Raw genomic sequence first — 14,636 nt, 5'->3', positions numbered from 1 at the left:
TCCGGGGGGGAGGCCGCGCGGACGCGGCCTTCGTGTCTGCAGGGTGGGTTCGTTATTGGCTCAGTGCGCGCATCGCGGTTTCGAGGCCCGCGAGCGTGAGCGGATACATGCGCTGGCCGAGCACGTCGCGAATGATCGAGACCGATTGCCGGTATTCCCATAGCCGCTCGGGCTCGGGGTTCAGCCATGCGTGATGGGGGAACTGGTCGGCGAGGCGGCGCAGCCAGACGGCGCCGGCTTCCGGATTGTTGTATTCGACCGAGCCGCCGGGCTGCAGCACCTCGTACGGGCTCATCGTCGCGTCGCCGACGAAGATCAGCTTGTAGTCGGGCGTGAACTTGTGCAGCACGTCCCACGTCGCGGTGCGCTCCGCGTGACGGCGGCGGTTGTTCTTCCACAGGTGGTCGTACACGCAGTTGTGGAAGTAGTAGAACTCCAGGTGCTTGAACTCCGCCTTCGCGGCCGAGAACAGCTCCTCGGTGCGCTTGATGTGGTCGTCCATCGAGCCGCCGACGTCGAGCAGCATCAGCACCTTCACGTTGTTGTGGCGCTCGGGCACCATCCGCAGGTCGAGCCAGCCGGCGTTCGCGGCCGTGCTGCGGATCGTGCCGGGCAGGTCGAGCTCCTCGGCCGCGCCTTCGCGCGCGAAGCGGCGCAGGCGCCGCAACGCGACCTTGATGTTGCGCGTGCCGATCTCGACCGAATCGTCGTAGTCGCGGTACGCGCGCGCCTCCCACACCTTGACCGCGGTGCGCTTGCCGCTCGACGGGCCGCCGATGCGCATGCCTTCGGGGTTGTAGCCGCCATGGCCGAACGGCGACGTGCCGCCGGTGCCGATCCACTTGTTGCCGCCTTCGTGGCGCTCCTTCTGCTCGTCGAGCAGTTCCTTCAGGCGCGCCATCAGCTTGTCGAGGCCGCCCATCGCTTCGATCTGCGCCTTTTCCTCCGGCGACAGCTCGCGCTCGAGACGCTTCTCGAGCCAGTCGAGCGGAATGTCGAACGCTTCGGACGGCAGTACGGACACGCCGTGGAAATACGCGCCGAACGCCTGGTCGAACTTGTCGAAGTACTGCTCGTCCTTGACGAGCGTCATCCGCGCGAGGAAGTAGAACGCGTCGATCGACGGCGAGATCAGCCCGGCCTTCAGCGATTCGAGCAGCGTCAGGTATTCCTTCACCGAGACGGGCAGCCTGGCTGCGCGCAGCGCGTAGAAGAAATTGAGCAGCATGGCCGGGCCTTCGCGGGTGGGTTACCGGTTGTGCCGGTTCATGTAGACGAGCCGCTCGAGCAGGCTCAGGTCCTGCTCGTTCTTCAGCAGTGCGCCCGCGAGCGGCGGCACGATCTGTTTCGCGTCGGCACCGCGCAGCGCGTCGGCCGGGATGTTCTCGGCGAGCAGCAGCTTCAGCCAGTCGAGCAGCTCGGACGTCGACGGCTTCTTCTTCAGGCCCGACACGGCGCGCAACTCGAAGAAGCTCTCGAGCGCCGCGCGCAGCAGTTCCTCGCGGATGTTCGGAAAGTGGACCGCGACGATCTGCTGCATCGTCGACGGATCGGGAAACTGGATGTAGTGGAAGAAGCAGCGGCGCAGGAACGCATCGGGCAGCTCCTTCTCGTTGTTCGACGTGATGATCACGAGCGGGCGATGCTTCGCGCGCACGGTCTCGCGCGTCTCGTATACGTGGAACTCCATCCGGTCGAGCTCGCGCAGCAGGTCGTTCGGGAATTCGATGTCGGCCTTGTCGATCTCGTCGATCAGCAGCACGCTCGGGCGCTCGGCGTCGAACGCCTGCCACAGCACGCCCTTCACGATGTAGTTCGAGATGTCCTTCACGCGCTCGTCGCCGAGCTGCGAGTCGCGCAGCCGCGATACCGCGTCGTATTCGTACAGGCCCTGCTGCGCCTTCGTTGTCGACTTGATGTGCCACTGCAGCAGCGGCATGTCGAGCGCGGCCGCCACTTCCTCGGCGAGCATGGTCTTGCCGGTGCCCGGCTCGCCCTTGATCAGCAGCGGGCGCTGCAGCGTCAGCGCGGCGTTGACCGCGAGCTTCAGGTCGTCGGTGGCGACGTAGTGCGAGGATCCTTCGAAACGCATGGCGGCGCTCTTTCCTGGTCGCAAAAAAACCCAGTATAAGTCAGAAGGGCTGTCCGGTTGGGCCGGGGCCGCGTATCGTTGCGGGGCTGCGGCGGGGCGGGCCCGGGCGCCGTATGGACGCATTCCCCGCCGACGCGGTACAATCTGGCCGTTTTTTTTGGCCTGCGTGGCGATCCGATAAGCAAAACGGCGCGGGCCGTTGCCGCTTCGGCGCCAGTTTCCCCTCAAGCTAGGTTACAAGAGCTATGAACAAATTCGTCGGCAAACACGTCGTTGTCGCAGCGCTCGTGGCGCTCGCGGGCAGCGCGCAGGCGGCCGGTGTGGTCGGCAACCCGAAGGACGGGGCAAGCAAGGCCGCCATGTGCATCGGTTGCCACGGCATCCAGGATTACCGCGCGGCATACCCGGAGGTCTACCGGGTTCCCGTCATCGGCGGCCAGAACCAGCAATACCTCGAGAACGCGCTGAAGGCCTACCGCAAGAAGGATCGTCACTTCCCGTCGATGAACGCGATCGCCGGTTCGCTGACGGATCAGGACATCGCGGACCTGGCGGCCTACTACGCCGCCCAGAAGGCCGACACGAAGGACAATCCCTACAAGTAAAGCGCGCGCCGCCGATTCTTACCGGCGGGACAGGAGCATTCATGAACAACGCATTCAAGACGGCGGCGGTTGCACTGGTGGCCGGCCTCGCGATCGGTACCGCGCATGCGGCGGACACCACGAAGGGCAAGGAACTGGTCGAATCGCACAACTGCGCGGCCTGCCACGGCGCGCAGCTGAACAAGCCGATCAACGCCGAGTATCCGCGCCTCGCGGGCCAGCACGCCGACTACCTCGTGTGGGCGATGCGCCAGTACCAGATGGGGCTGACGAACCCGCTGCTCGGTCGCAACAACGCGATCATGCAGGCGCAGGTGCAGAACCTGTCGGTCAGCGACATGAAGGACATCGCGGCCTACATCGAGTCGCTGAAGGAGACGGATCTCGTCTTCAAGAAGTAAGTGCGCCGGGCCTTGCCGGTCCGTGCAGCCAGGATACCCCGCCGTAGCGGGGTATTTTTTTGTCCGCGGGATCAGTCGCGCGACGCGCGGCGCAGGATGCGCTGCAGGTACGCGTCGGTATCGGGCGGCGTGCCGGTGCGCTGCGCTTCCCAGATCGTCTCGCCGAGGCATTCCATGATGATGTGCTGCGCTTCGTGGGTCGAGTCGAGCTTCGCGGCCAGCTTGTCGTGCGCGGCGCGGATGCCGGGCGGCTGGTCGATCGACAGCTGCTCGCTGATCGCGAGGTGCATCGACAGGTGCAGGAACGGGTTCGTGCGGCCTTCCTCGGGCGTGTAGTTGCGCGCGGCGGCGCCGTCGGCGTCCGCGAGGTCGTCGTGGTATTCGGGGTGCTCGACGATCCAGTCGGCTGCCATCGCTTCCAGCGGCGTCAGGATCTCGCCGGCGCGCTGCTTGCGCCAGGTCTCGGTGAAAAAGCGACGGACTTCGTCGCGACTCGGATTGAACATGGTGGGGAAACGTCGTGATTCGGGCGGCCTCATGCCGCGTCGCGCATTGTACGCCGGGACGGCGCACGGTGCTGGCGGCGGGTGGCGCGCGGGCGGGGCGCGCACCGTGGCGTATCGCGGCGACGTCGGGCGGAGCCAGCCGGTGCTGGCGGCGGCGCGGTCCCAACGGGTAAGCGCGGGCTAGGCTGCCGGCCGCCGCGCCGCTACACTCCGACGATTCCCGTCGTCGCGCTCGCACCGTTCCGTCATGTCCGCCACCGCCCGCTCATCGTCCGCCGCGCTGCAGGGCGCGCTCTATGTCGCGCTGTCCGCCGCCGCCTTCGGCGCGATGGCGATCTTCGGCCGCTACGCGTATGCGGCCGGCGTCGACGTGCTCGGGTTGCTGATCGTGCGCTTCGCGATCGGCGGCGCGATCCTCGCCGCGATCGCCCGGCACCGCCGCGTCGCATGGCCGCGCGGCCGCACGCTCGCGCCGCTCGTGGCGATGGGCGCGCTCGGCTACGTCGGGCAGTCGTTCTGCTATTTCAGCGCGCTCCAGCATGCGCAGGCGAGCCTCGTCGCACTGCTGCTCTACCTGTATCCGGCCTTCGTCACGCTGCTGGCCGCATGGTGGCTCGGCGAGCGCCTCACGCGCGCGAAGGCGGTCGCGCTCGTGCTCTGTGTCGCGGGCTCCGCGCTGATGGTCGGCGGCGGCCACGGCGAGCCGCTCGGCATCGCACTCGCGCTGGCCGCCGCGGTGATCTATTCGCTGTACATCGTCGGCGGCACGAAGGCGACACGCGGTGTCGATCCGCTCGCGACCACCGCGATCATCTGCCTGTCGGCGACCGCGACCCTCGTCGCGATCGCGATCGTGCGGACCGTGGCGTTCGGCGCGCCGCCGCGCTGGCCGGCGTCGGCCGCCGGCTGGGCGTCGATGCTCGCGATCGCGCTGGTATCGACGGTTGCCGCGATGCTCGCGTTCTTCGCCGGGCTCGAGCGGCTGGGGGCCGCGCGCACGTCGATGCTGTCGACGCTCGAACCGGTCGTGACGGTCGCGCTCGCGGCGCTGCTGTTCGGTGAGGCGCTGTCGCCGCTGCAGTGGCTCGGCGGCGCCGCGATCCTCGCAGCCGTGCTGGCGCTCGTGCGCGCGGGCGGCGCGGCGGCCGACGACGCGACGGCCACGTCCAATGCTTGATGGGGAAGGGGAACGCAGCCGGCGCCGCGACGGGGCCAGCCGGTTGTACCGCGCGCGGCCCGAGCGGCCGGCGCGGCGAGTCAGCCGCGGCTGACGCTCACTCGTTCGGCGGCGGCGTCTTCGGCCGGAATTCGCACAGCGGCTCGATCGCGCAGTGCCAGCATTCGGGCTTGCGGGCCTTGCACACGTAGCGCCCGTGCAGGATCAGCCAGTGATGCGCGTCCTGCAGGAATTCCTTCGGCGTGAACTTCTCGAGCGCGGCCTCGACGGCTCGCACGTCCTTGCCCGGTGCGAGCCCCGTGCGGTTCGCGACGCGGAAGATGTGCGTGTCGACCGCGATCGTCGGCTGGCCGAACGCGGTGTTCAGCACGACGTTCGCGGTCTTGCGGCCGACGCCCGGCAGGCTCTCGAGCGCCTCGCGATCGGCCGGCACCTCGCCGTCGTAGCGCTCGAGCAGGAGGTTGCACGTCGCGATCACGTTCTTCGCCTTGGTGCGGTACAGGCCGATCGTCTTGATGTAGTCGGCGACGCCTTCTTCACCGAGTGCGACGATTTGTCGCGGAGTGTTCGCGACCGGGAACATCTTGCGCATCGCCTTGTTGACCGACACGTCGGTCGCCTGCGCGGACAGCATCACCGCGATCAGCAACTCGAACGGCGTCGTGTATTCGAGTTCGGTGGTCGGATGCGGATTGAGGCTTTGCAGCGTTTCGTAGATCGCGCGTCGTTTGGTGGCGTTCATGGACGGTTCTTGTCGGGCGGCGCGGACGGGGCGTTCCGGTCGTCGTTGCCGTTTTGATCGTCATGGTCGTCGCCGGCGGCCCCGGCATCGCGCTGCGCCTGCTGCTCGGCGAGCCGCTTGCGGCGGGCTTCGGCCGCGTCGATCTGCGCCTGCACGGCCGCGCTCACGCCTTCGGTGTTCTTCGGCCCAGCGCCTTGCTCGGACAGTTCTTCCTTCTTCTTGCGTGCGCGTTCGAGCGCGGCGGCGATGATCGCGCGTTTCTTCGCGTCGGCGTCGTCGGCCGGGGCGGCGCTCGGCGCGCTCGGCTGCTCCTCGGCCGGCGCAGCCTTGGACGCACCGGCGCTGGCCGCGCGGCGGGCGGCGGCGCGCGCTTCGGCGGCCTCTCGGTCGCGACGCTGGCGCGCGAGCCGGCGGTCGTGGCGTTCGCGTGCGGCGTCCGCCTGTTCCTGCGACCACGCGTCCCAGCCGGTGCGCTCGTCGGTCACGGGGACCATCGCGATGCAGTCGACCGGGCAGGGCGGCACGCACAGGTCGCAGCCCGTGCACAGCGATTCGATGATCGTGTGCATCTGTTTCGGTGCACCGATGATCGCGTCGACCGGGCACGCCTGCATGCACAGCGTGCAGCCGATGCACAGGCTTTCGTCGATGAACGCGACGGCGCGCGGATGCTCGGTGCCGTTGACGGGGTTCAGCGGGATCACGGGCTTGCCGAGCAGGTTCGCGAGGCGTGCGATGCCTTCGGCGCCGCCGGGCGGGCACTGGTTGTAGTTCGCGTCGCCGGCGGCGATGGCGTCGGCGTAAGGACGACAGCCGTTATAGCCGCACTTCGTGCATTGCGTCTGGGGCAGCAGATCTTCGATGCGATCCGCGAGGGTCTTGGAATCGGTCACGGTGACAACGGGCGCAGCAGCGCCGAATGGCTCTCGGCCGCGTCTGGCGCGGCCGGAAAGGTTTGCCAAACCTTGATTATCGCCGATTTCCCGCATTGCGCTGAACGCTGTCTGTGCGCATAATCGAACCGCTTTTTTGCAGGGGCTCAGCAGGAGGGCGGCCGTACGCGGCGCGCTCGTTCCAGGGCAGCCGGCGCCGAGGCGATGGGGGTGCCGGTCCGGATCACGCGGCTCACATAGCAAAACGCCACCATGAATCAGCCAAAAATCAAAAGAGATCCTGAAGGTACACGCCGCCGCATCCTGATGGCGGCAGCCGAAGAGTTCGCGAGTGGAGGGCTGTTCGGCGCACGCGTCGACCAGATCGCGCGCCGGGCCGAAACCAACGAGCGCATGCTCTATTACTACTTCGGCAGCAAGGAGCAGCTGTTTACGGCCGTACTCGAGCACGCGTTCTCCGCGCTGACCGAGGCCGAGCGCGTGCTCGATCTCGATGGCGTCGCGCCCGTCGAGGCCGTCACGCGGCTCGCGCATTTCGTGTGGGACTACTACCGCGATCATCCGGAGCTGCTGCGGCTCATCAACAACGAGAACCTGCACGAAGCGCGCTACCTGCACAAGTCGACACGGATCCGCGAGATGATGTCGCCGATCGTCGCGAAGCTCGGCAACGTGCTGATGCGCGGCCAGAAGGCCGGGCTGTTCCGCCGCGACGTCGATCCGCTGCGCTTCTACGTGACGCTGTCGGGGCTCGGCTACTACATCGTGTCGAACCGCTTCACGCTCGCCGCGACGCTCGGCCGCGACTTCAGCGAAACCGACGAGCGCGCGGAGATGGTCAGGATGAACACCGAGGTGCTGCTCGCGTATCTGTTGCGACGCTGAGCCGACGCGCCGACGAGCGGCCCACCCGCGGCCGCCGGATAAAAAAACGCCGCCGTGCGCAAGCAACGGCGGCGTTTTTGCATCGGAACGCGGCGCGTCAGGCGGCCTTGCGCGCGCGAACGGGTTTGGCGCGCGTGCTGCCCGCGCGTTTTGCAGCAGGTGCGGCCGGTGCAGCCTTCGCGGCTGCCGTCTTGGCGGGCGCAACCGTCGCGGCCGGTGCCTTCGCGCGCGTGCGCTTTGCGGCGGTCGCTCGCGCCGTCGCTTCAGGCTGCGGCTTGGCGGTCGGCACGGCGGCGAGCGTCGGCGCAACCGGCGCAGCCGGTGCATCGGCGGGCGCCTGCGTCGCGCCGTTCTTCGGCTCCGGCGCATGCTCGCGGATGAAGTCGCGCAGCTGCGGGTAGATGATCGTGCGCCAGCGGCGGCCCGAGAAAATCCCGTAGTGACCGCACTTCTCGGCGGTCAGGCTGCGGCGATCGTCCTGCGGGATGCCCGTGCACAGCTCGTGCGCGACGTGCGTCTGGCCGCTGCCCGAGATGTCGTCGAGTTCACCTTCGATCGTCATCAGTGCGGTGTGCTTGATGTCCTGCGGACGCACGCGCTCGCCTTCGACATCCCACGTGCCTTCCGCGAGCCGGAATTCCTGGAACACGACGCGGATCGTCTCGAGGTAGTACTCGGCCGCCATGTCGAGCACCGCGTTGTACTCGTCGTAGAAGCGGCGGTGCGCCTCGGCGTCGTCCTCGTCGCCGCGCAGCAGGCTCTGGTAGAAGTCCCAGTGCGATTGCGCGTGACGTTCCGGGTTCATCGCGACGAAGCCCGTGTGCTGCAGGAAGCCCGGATACACGTGACGGCCTTCGCCCGGATAGTTCGCGGGCACGGTGTGGATCACGTTGTTCTCGAACCACGCGGTCGAGTGCTGCGTCGCGAGCGAGTTCACCGACGTCGGGCTGCGGCGCGCGTCGATCGGGCCGCCCATCATCGTCATCGTGAGCGGCGTGTCCTCGCCGCGGCTCGCCATCAGCGAGATCGCCGCGAGCACCGGCACGGTCGGCTGGCACACGGAGATCACGTGCAGGTTGCGCGCGCCGATGCGGCGGATGAATTCCTGGATATACGCGATGTAGTCGTGCAGGTGGAACGGGCCGACCTCGACCGGCACCATCCGTGCGTCGATCCAGTCGGTGATGTACACCTTGTGATCCTGCAGCAGCGTGCGCACGGTGTCGCGCAGCAGCGTCGAGTGATGGCCCGACAGCGGCGCGCAGACCAGCACGACCGGCTCGTCCTTCAGCTGCGTGACGGCATCGGCGTCGTCCGAATAGCGTTTGAAGCGCAGCAGCCGGCAGAACGGCTTCTCGACGATCGTCTGCTCGACGATCGGGATGTTGTGGCCGTCCTTGACGATCTGGTGAATGTTGAATTCGGGCTTCTCGTAATCCTTGCCGAGCCGGTACATCAGTTCGTACGCGGCGGCCATCCGCGTCGCGCCGGGCATCAGCGAGAACGGGCTGGACGGATTGGCGAACGACTTGGAAGCGGCCTGGGCCCAGGCCGTGAGCGGGCTCAGCATCGCCCGCTGGAATTCGTGCAGTTGGTAAAGCATGCAGACTACTCCCGCGTGGGGGACGGTGCGCAAGGGCGGCGTGAGGCGTCGCGGCGTGCCGTGTGGGTCAGCGACCGGCCATGGTGCAGTGCGGCCGGACAATCGAGTCGATCATATCGGACAACGATCGGTGTTGCAATGCAACATTTCCCCGATTTTTCATCAAAGTTTTGCGAATTGACGATCTCTGAAGAAGCCGCCCGGGTACCGGTCAGCGCCCCGTCGCCACGGCTGGCGCGGGCTGGCCGGCCGCACGCGCCATGGCCTCTTCGTGGTGCATCAGGTTCATCGCGGTATGCACCAGCGCCACGTGCGAGAACGCCTGCGGGAAGTTGCCGACGAGCCGGCCCTCGACCGGGTCGTATTCCTCGGCGAGCAGCCCGAGGTCGTTGGACAGCGCGAGCAGCCGGCTGAACAGCCGGTGCGCGTCGTCGATCCGGCCGAGCAGCGCGTAGTTGTCGACCAGCCAGAAGCTGCACGCGAGAAAGGTGCCTTCGCCGGGCGGCAGGCCGTCGTCGTAGTCGGTCGTGCGGTAGCGCATCACGAGCCCGTCGTGCAGCAATTCCCGCTCGACCGCGTCGACCGTGCCGACGATGCGCGGGTCTTCCGGCGGCAGGAAGCCGAGCAGCGGCAGCAGCAGCACGCTCGCGTCGAGTTCGTCGCTGCCGTAGCTCTGTGTAAACGCCCGTTTGCCTTCATGCCATGCGTTGTCGCACACGTCCGCGTGGATCCGGTCGCGCAGCGCGCGCCAGCGGTCGAGCGACGCGGGCAGCCGGAACATCTCGGCCGACTTGATCGCGCGGTCGAACGCGACCCACGCCATCACCTTCGAGAACGTGAAATGGCGGCGGCCGCCGCGCGTCTCCCAGATGCCCTCGTCGGGCTCCTGCCAGATCTTCTCGAGATGGTCGAGCAGCGAACACTGGACGGACCACACCGTGTCGTCGGCCTGCAGGCCGCCCACGCGTGCGAGGTGCAGCGCGGCCATCACTTCGCCGAACACGTCGAGCTGGAGCTGGTTCGCGGCGCCGTTGCCGACGCGCACCGGTTTCGAATCCTGGTAGCCGGGCAGCCAGTCGAGCTCCATTTCCGGCAGCCGGCGCTCGCCCGCGATCCCGTACATGATCTGGATCTGCTCGGGCGAGCCCGCCATCACGCGGCCGAGCCACGTGCGCCACGCGCGCGCCTCGTCGTAGTAGCCGCCGCGCATCAGCGCGAGCAGCGTGATCGTCGCGTCGCGCAGCCAGCAGTAGCGGTAGTCCCAGTTGCGGTTGCCGCCGATCTTCTCGGGCAGCGACGTGGTCGGCGCCGCGACGATGCCGCCGGTCGGCTCGTACGCGAGCGCCTTCAGCGTGATCAGCGAACGGCGCACGGCGGCCGCGTAGCGGCCCTGCACCTGGCAGCGGCCCGACCATTCGAGCCAGTAGTTCTCGGTGCGCGCGAGCATCGACAGCGGGTCGCGCGCGGGCGGCAGCCGCAGGTGCGACGCCGCATAGCTGAGCGAGAACGGCACGCGTTCGTCGGCGCTCACCGTGAATTCCGCGAGCGTGTGCAGGTTCTTGCCGGTGAGCGGCACCGGCGTGCGCAGCACGACGGTATCGGGGCCGGCGATCGCCTTCATGCCATCCTCGCGCGTCAGCTGCGTGACCCACGGGATCGAGAAACCGTAGTCGAAGCGCAACACCAGTTCCATGCGCATCTTCATCGTGCCGTGGCGGCCGACGACGATCCGCACCAGTTCGGACCAGCCGTTGCCGGGCGGCATGAAGTCGATCACGGTGACGGCGCCGTCGGCGCTTTCGTAGTCGGTTTCGAGGATCAGCGTGTCGCCGCGATAGCGGCGCGTCGTGTGCGTGATCGCGGCGTTGGCGGCCGGCGCGAGCAGCCAGCGGCCGTGCTCGGGGGTGCCGACCAGCGCCGCGAAACAGGCGCCCGAATCGAAGCGGGGCCAGCACAGCCAGTCGACGGAGCCGTCTTTCGAGATCAGCGCGGCGGTGTGGCCGTCGCCGACGAGGGCGTAGTCTTCGATCAGGGCGGGCATGGGCAAGCGGTCCTTGGGTATTCGAGTTCACAATGCAGGCTGCGGCGGCCCGGACTACACGCGCCGGCGTCGCGCCCCGTATACTCGGCCGGGCGGCGGAGCGCATGAACGGCCGGCGTTTCGTCCTATCTCAACACTTGAAGCGACTCGATGCAAGGAGGATTCAATGCCCAACCGTTTACGCGCGCATGACGCGCGCGCTTCGACACGAGGGTTCCCGCTTAGGCTCGCTCACTGGATGAAAGGTTTCGCGATCGTGCTTTCCTTGTCCGCGACCCACGCCTTCGCACAACAATCGCCGGCACCGGCCGACGGCGTCTACAACCTGCTCGTCGGAACCTATACGGGGCACGGCAGCGACGGGATCTACGTGTACCGCTTCGATACGAAAACGGGCAGCGTCGCGCCCGTGTCGTCGGCGAAGACCGTGAACCCGTCCTACCTGTTGCCGAGCCGCGACGGTCGCACCGTCTACGCGGTCAACGAACTGCCCGGCGACAACGGGCCGGCGTCGCAGCGCGGCGGCATCAGCGCGTTCGGCTTCGATGCGAAGTCGGGCGCGCTCACGTTCATCGACCGCGTGTCGTCGGAAGGGAACGATCCTTGCTATCTCGCGCTGTCGCCGGACGGCAAGTACCTCGTCACGGCCAACTACTCGGTCGCGGCCGATCCGGGCGGCAGCTTCGCGGTGCTCCCGATCCGCGACGGCGGCGCGGTCGGCCCGGCCGTGCTGACGGTGCATCACGAAGGCACCGGGCCCGTGAAGGGGCGCCAGGACGGCGCGCACGTGCACTCGACGGTGTTCTCGCCGGACGGCCGCTACCTGTTCGTGCAGGATCTCGGCGCGGACAAGCTCTACGGCTACCGCTACACGGTGGACGGCAGCCGCGGGCTGATCAGCCCGACCGACACGCGCTACACGCCGGTGAAGGCCGGCTCCGGCCCGCGTCACATGGTATTCAGCGCCGACGGCCGGTTCGCGTACGTGACGAGCGAACTCAACGCGTCGGTCGAGGTGTTCGGCTACCACGACGGCAAGCTGACGCCGATCGAGACGCTGCCGATGACGGTGCCGGGCTTCAAGGGCAAGGTCGGCGGCGGCGCGATCCACCTGTCGCCGGACGGCCGCTTCCTGTACGTGAGCAACCGCGGCGACGTGAACGACCTCGTGATCTACGCGGTGAACAAGGCCGACGGCCGGCTGAAGACCGTCGGCCGCCAGTCGAGTCTCGGCAAGACGCCGCGTGAATTCCTGATCGATCCGACCGGCAAGTGGCTGATCGTCGGCAACCAGGACAGCGACACGTTCTACGTGTTCAGCCGCGATGTCGAAACGGGGCAGCTCGGGGCGAATCCGCAGAAGGTGGCGGTCGGCAGCCCGGTCGACTTCAAGCTGGTGCCGGTGGCGCAGTAAATCGCGGCCGATGCAAAAAGGGCGCTGCCGAGTGAGGCAGCGCCCTTTTTCGTTCCGGCGGCCGCTTGCGCGGGGCGCTCGGATCGGTCGTCGGCGGCCGTGCGGCCGCCATGCTCAGTCGGCCGCGGCCGGCACGAGCACCTCGCGGCTGCCGTTGATGCCCATCGGCGACACGAGTCCGGCCGCTTCCATCTGCTCGACGAGGCGCGCGGCGCGGTTGTAGCCGATGCGCAACTGGCGCTGCACCGACGAGATCGACGCGCGCCGCGTGCGCACGACGAACGCGACCGCTTCGTCGTACAGCGGATCGGCTTCCGCATCCGGCGTGTCGCCGAACAGGTCCTGCGTCGCACCGTCGGCGGCCGGGCCGTCGAGAATCCCTTCCTCGTACTGCGGCTCGCCGAACTGCTTCAGGTATTCGACGATCCGGTGCACTTCCTCGTCCGCGACGAACGCGCCGTGCACGCGCTGCGGGTAGCCGGTTCCCGGCGGCAGGAACAGCATGTCGCCCTGGCCGAGCAGCGATTCGGCACCCATCTGGTCGAGGATCGTGCGCGAGTCGATCTTCGACGACACCTGGAACGCAACGCGGGTCGGGATGTTCGCCTTGATGAGGCCGGTGATCACGTCGACGGACGGGCGCTGGGTCGCGAGGATCAGGTGGATGCCGGCCGCGCGCGCCTTCTGCGCGAGACGGGCGATCAGCTCCTCGATCTTCTTGCCGGCGACCATCATCAGGTCCGCCAGCTCGTCGATCACGACGACGATCAGCGGCAGCTTCGACAGCGGCTCGGGATCGTCGGGCGTCAGCGAGAACGGGTTGCCGATCTTCTTTTCCTTCGCCTCCGCGTCGCGGATCTTCTGGTTGAAGCCCGCGAGGTTGCGCACGCCGACGGCCGACATCAGCCGGTAGCGCTTCTCCATTTCGCCGACGCACCAGTTCAGTGCGTTCGCCGCGAGCTTCATGTCGGTGACGACCGGCGCGAGCAGGTGCGGGATCCCTTCGTAGACCGACAGCTCGAGCATCTTCGGGTCGATCATGATCAGCCGCACGTCCTCGGGCGTCGCCTTGTACAGCAGCGACAGGATCATCGCGTTGATCGCGACCGACTTGCCCGAACCCGTCGTGCCGGCGACCAGCATGTGCGGCGCCTTCGCGAGATCGGTGACGATCGGGTGGCCGGTGATGTCCTTGCCCATCGCGATCGTCAGCTGCGACGTCGAATGCTGGTACTGGCGCGATTCGAGGATCTCCGACAGGCGGATCGTCTGGCGTTTCGCGTTCGGCAGCTCGAGGCCCATGCAGGTCTTGCCGGGAATCGTCTCGACGACGCGGATCGACGTGAGGCCGAGGCCGCGCGACAGGTCCTTCATCAGGCCGACGATCTGGCTGCCGCGCACACCGAGCGCGGGTTCGATCTCGAAGCGCGTGATCACCGGGCCCGCCGATGCGCCGACCACCGTCACCGGCACCTTGAACTCCTGCAGGCGCTGTTCGATCACCTGGGCGGTCTGTGCGAGGTGTTCCTCGGTGATCGTCTCGACGTCGCCGGAGGCGGGCTCGAGCAGGTCGAGCGTCGGCAGTTCGACGTTGAACGACGCGGGTGCATGGAATTCGAACGCATTCGGACGCGGCTGGCGCGCGGCAGCGGCCGATGCGTCGGCGGCAGTGGCGCTCGATTCCACCGGTGCCGGCGGCACGGCGGAATCGGGAGGCGTTGCAGCCGGAAGCGGCGCGGTCGTGACGGCCGGGACGGCGGTCGCGGTTGTGTCGGGTGTCGCGGGCGTCTCGGGTGTCGCGCCGGCGCCGGGCAGGGACCAGCTCGCCGGCGAAGCAGCGGGAGCCGGCGGGGTGGTGAACGACGGGACCTGCGGTGCCGGTGCGGACGCGACGGGTTGCGCCGGTGTCGCCGTGTCGAAGGATCCGCCCGGTGTGGAGAAGGTCGGCATTGCCGACCCCGACGGGGGCGCGGAAGTCGGGGACGCGGCCGACGCCGTCGCGACGGTGGTTGCGGCGAAGGAGGCGAGCGCGCCACTTGTCGCGGCAGGCGTGCCGCCGAACGCGGCGGGTGCGGCAGCGGCGACCGTGCTCGGCGGGACGACTGCGCCGGAAGACGGCGCCGGGACGGCGGCAGCGGGAGGCGCGATGCCGGTTGCCGTCTGCGCTGCTCCGCTCGGCGCGGCCGGTTGACCGATCGACGAAGCGTCGGGCGTGCGGTTCGTCGGTGCTGCCGAAGGCGTCGCCGATGCGGTCGACGCTGCGGCAAATGCGCTGCC

Annotated in this window: 12 protein-coding genes and 1 pseudogene; 5 read left to right on the top strand and 8 right to left on the bottom strand. The window is 68.1% G+C overall.

The features are described 5' to 3' along the window. Window positions 1-52 precede the first annotated feature (52 nt). Window positions 53-1,228 (bottom strand): VWA domain-containing protein, encoded by a 1,176-nt coding sequence (locus U5771_RS13865; RefSeq protein WP_322024500.1) that lies wholly within the window; start codon window positions 1,226-1,228, stop codon window positions 53-55. Window positions 1,229-1,249: 21 nt separating this feature from the next. Further along, complete coding sequence (locus tag U5771_RS13860; RefSeq protein ID WP_322024499.1) at window positions 1,250-2,092, bottom strand: MoxR family ATPase; 843 nt, start codon at window positions 2,090-2,092, stop codon at window positions 1,250-1,252. A 245-nt stretch (window positions 2,093-2,337) separates the two neighbouring features. Between U5771_RS13860 and U5771_RS13855 the strand changes: the two genes are divergently transcribed. Together U5771_RS13855 and U5771_RS13850 are read left to right on the top strand one after the other, a co-directional pair. Beyond that, window positions 2,338-2,697: a c-type cytochrome gene (locus U5771_RS13855; protein ID WP_322024498.1), complete on the top strand. Its 360-nt coding sequence runs from the start codon at window positions 2,338-2,340 to the stop codon at window positions 2,695-2,697. A 41-nt stretch (window positions 2,698-2,738) separates the two neighbouring features. Further along, on the top strand, window positions 2,739-3,098 hold the full coding sequence (locus U5771_RS13850) for a cytochrome c (protein WP_322024497.1): 360 nt from the start codon (window positions 2,739-2,741) through the stop codon (window positions 3,096-3,098). A 71-nt stretch (window positions 3,099-3,169) separates the two neighbouring features. Here U5771_RS13850 and U5771_RS13845 read toward each other — a convergent pair whose 3' ends face one another. After that, window positions 3,170-3,604 (bottom strand): DUF1841 family protein, encoded by a 435-nt coding sequence (locus tag U5771_RS13845; RefSeq protein ID WP_322024496.1) that lies wholly within the window; start codon window positions 3,602-3,604, stop codon window positions 3,170-3,172. Window positions 3,605-3,851: 247 nt separating this feature from the next. Here U5771_RS13845 and U5771_RS13840 point away from each other — a divergent pair, with 247 nt between their 5' ends. After that, window positions 3,852-4,781: a DMT family transporter gene (locus tag U5771_RS13840; protein WP_322024495.1), complete on the top strand. Its 930-nt coding sequence runs from the start codon at window positions 3,852-3,854 to the stop codon at window positions 4,779-4,781. Between the two features lie 97 nt (window positions 4,782-4,878). On the opposite strand, the gene nth is transcribed toward U5771_RS13840, so the two are convergent. Further along, on the bottom strand, window positions 4,879-5,523 hold the full coding sequence (gene nth, locus U5771_RS13835; RefSeq protein WP_322024494.1) for an endonuclease III: 645 nt from the start codon (window positions 5,521-5,523) through the stop codon (window positions 4,879-4,881). Then, a complete protein-coding gene (gene rsxB, locus U5771_RS13830; protein ID WP_322024493.1) occupies window positions 5,520-6,512 on the bottom strand; it encodes an electron transport complex subunit RsxB in 993 nt (330 codons plus the stop codon). Before rsxB ends, nth begins: the two co-directional genes overlap by 4 nt. A gap of 156 nt (window positions 6,513-6,668) precedes the next feature. Here rsxB and U5771_RS13825 point away from each other — a divergent pair, with 156 nt between their 5' ends. Further along, the gene (locus U5771_RS13825; protein ID WP_322024492.1) at window positions 6,669-7,301 is read left to right on the top strand and encodes a TetR family transcriptional regulator; all 633 of its coding nucleotides are present in this window, start codon (window positions 6,669-6,671) and stop codon (window positions 7,299-7,301) included. A gap of 97 nt (window positions 7,302-7,398) precedes the next feature. Here the strand turns inward: U5771_RS13825 and U5771_RS13820 are convergent, their stop codons facing one another. Then, a complete protein-coding gene (locus U5771_RS13820; RefSeq protein ID WP_322024491.1) occupies window positions 7,399-8,904 on the bottom strand; it encodes a polyhydroxyalkanoate depolymerase in 1,506 nt (501 codons plus the stop codon). A gap of 211 nt (window positions 8,905-9,115) precedes the next feature. Continuing rightward, on the bottom strand, window positions 9,116-10,945 hold the full coding sequence (locus U5771_RS13815) for a glycoside hydrolase family 15 protein (protein WP_322024490.1): 1,830 nt from the start codon (window positions 10,943-10,945) through the stop codon (window positions 9,116-9,118). Window positions 10,946-11,111: 166 nt separating this feature from the next. On the opposite strand from U5771_RS13815, the gene U5771_RS13810 reads away from it, so the two are divergent. Beyond that, complete coding sequence (locus tag U5771_RS13810; protein WP_322024489.1) at window positions 11,112-12,359, top strand: lactonase family protein; 1,248 nt, start codon at window positions 11,112-11,114, stop codon at window positions 12,357-12,359. Between the two features lie 114 nt (window positions 12,360-12,473). Here the strand turns inward: U5771_RS13810 and U5771_RS35590 are convergent. Continuing rightward, window positions 12,474-14,546 (bottom strand): annotated as a pseudogene (locus tag U5771_RS35590) (DNA translocase FtsK); the annotation flags it as partial. Window positions 14,547-14,636 lie beyond the last annotated feature (90 nt).

The organism is Burkholderia sp. BCC1977, assembly GCF_905339595.1.
Classification (GTDB): domain Bacteria; phylum Pseudomonadota; class Gammaproteobacteria; order Burkholderiales; family Burkholderiaceae; genus Burkholderia.
The sequence above is the reverse complement of the archived record's forward strand: the minus strand, read 5'-3'. Positions and strand labels throughout refer to the sequence as shown.

Excerpts from the sequence above, each read along its gene's own strand:
- U5771_RS13850 (WP_322024497.1), top strand. The coding sequence starts at position 2,739 with ATGAACAACGCATTCAAGACGGCGGCGGTTGCACTGGTGGCCGGCCTC.
- U5771_RS13820 (WP_322024491.1), bottom strand. The coding sequence starts at position 8,904 with ATGCTTTACCAACTGCACGAATTCCAGCGGGCGATGCTGAGCCCGCTC.
- U5771_RS13855 (WP_322024498.1), top strand. The coding sequence starts at position 2,338 with ATGAACAAATTCGTCGGCAAACACGTCGTTGTCGCAGCGCTCGTGGCG.
- U5771_RS13815 (WP_322024490.1), bottom strand. The coding sequence starts at position 10,945 with ATGCCCGCCCTGATCGAAGACTACGCCCTCGTCGGCGACGGCCACACC.
- U5771_RS13865 (WP_322024500.1), bottom strand. The coding sequence starts at position 1,228 with ATGCTGCTCAATTTCTTCTACGCGCTGCGCGCAGCCAGGCTGCCCGTC.
- U5771_RS13860 (WP_322024499.1), bottom strand. The coding sequence starts at position 2,092 with ATGCGTTTCGAAGGATCCTCGCACTACGTCGCCACCGACGACCTGAAG.
- nth (WP_322024494.1), bottom strand. The coding sequence starts at position 5,523 with ATGAACGCCACCAAACGACGCGCGATCTACGAAACGCTGCAAAGCCTC.
- U5771_RS13845 (WP_322024496.1), bottom strand. The coding sequence starts at position 3,604 with ATGTTCAATCCGAGTCGCGACGAAGTCCGTCGCTTTTTCACCGAGACC.
- U5771_RS13840 (WP_322024495.1), top strand. The coding sequence starts at position 3,852 with ATGTCCGCCACCGCCCGCTCATCGTCCGCCGCGCTGCAGGGCGCGCTC.
- rsxB (WP_322024493.1), bottom strand. The coding sequence starts at position 6,512 with ATGCGGGAAATCGGCGATAATCAAGGTTTGGCAAACCTTTCCGGCCGC.
- U5771_RS13810 (WP_322024489.1), top strand. The coding sequence starts at position 11,112 with ATGCCCAACCGTTTACGCGCGCATGACGCGCGCGCTTCGACACGAGGG.
- U5771_RS13825 (WP_322024492.1), top strand. The coding sequence starts at position 6,669 with ATGAATCAGCCAAAAATCAAAAGAGATCCTGAAGGTACACGCCGCCGC.